Raw genomic sequence first — 1135 nt, 5'->3', positions numbered from 1 at the left:
GCGCTCCTGCGGCTGAGCGCGCCGTCATCCTTCACGAACAGGTTGGGCAGCCAGGCGGCATATGCGCTGGTGGCACCCTCTCGCCCCATGGGCTCGCGAAGCACCGGCAGCCATGCGTCGGCCTTGTCCTTGCGCGCGATCATCGAGCGCAGGAGCGGCCTCAGCGCGGCGGGATTGGTGACCGCTGCCGAAGTGACCAGCTCCGCCGCCGGCCGGACGTCGAGCACACGCGCCGCCGCGCCCCTGCCCTTGGGGTCGAGCTCGCCGAGCGCGCCGTCGACCAGCACCAGCGCCCGCACCTCTTGCGGGTGGCGCAGCGCGAGCTCGGTCGCGGGCCCGGCCCCGAAGCTATGGCCGACGACAACGGCTGGCCGGCCGAGCGCCGTCAGCACGCTTGCCAGCCGTTGCGCCTGCGCGATCCGGTCGTAGCGCCCTCGAGCATCGCGGTCGGACCAGCCGAACGGCGGCAGGTCGATGGCCACCACCCGCCAGCCCTTGCCCGCGAGGTGCGCGGCGACGTCCTTCCAGAAGCCGCTCCATGCGGCCGTGCCGTGAACGATGACCAGCGGCGCCCCGTCCGCCGGCCCGGCAACCCGAGCCGCGACCGCGCCCGTTGGCGTCGCGAAGCGGACCGTCCCCGCGGGCGCCGCGACCGCGCCCTCGCGCAGCCCGGCGGCGATCCTCAGTCCGACGAGGACGAGCAGCAGCAGCGCGATCAGCGCAACGACGATCCGGAACAGTGCCGCGCCGATCCGCGCGGCACGAAGCGCTACGCCCACCCCCATTCAGGCGGTATGGGGCGGCCCGGCCCCCCGCGCAAGCTACGGCTGTTTAGCTGGTCAGCTCCGCCTGGCGGGTGCCCGCGCCCTCCTGGTTGGCGCGGTCGAACCCGCGGCCGTCGAGGTTCTCGGCGACGAAGTCCCAGTTGACGATGCTGGAGAGCACCGTCTCGGCGAAGCGCGGGCGCTCGTTGCGATAGTCGATGTAATAGGCATGCTCCCACACATCGAGCGTGAACAAAGGCACCATCCCTTCATGGACGATCGGCGTGTCGGCGTCGTGCAGCGAGGTGACGCGCAGGCTCCCGCGGTCGAGCACCAGCCACGCCCAGCCGTTGGAGAAATGGTTGACCGCT

The 1135-nt window shown here is 72.2% G+C and carries 2 protein-coding genes; both read right to left on the bottom strand.

Annotated elements, in window-relative coordinates:
* Positions 1-779: alpha/beta hydrolase (locus VF092_01475; protein ID HEX6745953.1), on the bottom strand; the 779-nt coding region annotated here is incomplete at its 3' end.
* 52 nt (positions 780-831) lie between these two features.
* Positions 832-1135 (bottom strand): Fe-Mn family superoxide dismutase (locus VF092_01470; GenBank protein HEX6745952.1); only part of this gene is annotated, 304 nt, incomplete at its 5' end.

Source organism: Longimicrobium sp. (assembly GCA_036377595.1).
GTDB lineage: Bacteria > Gemmatimonadota > Gemmatimonadetes > Longimicrobiales > Longimicrobiaceae > Longimicrobium.
This window is presented reverse-complemented; position numbering and strand designations above follow the sequence as displayed.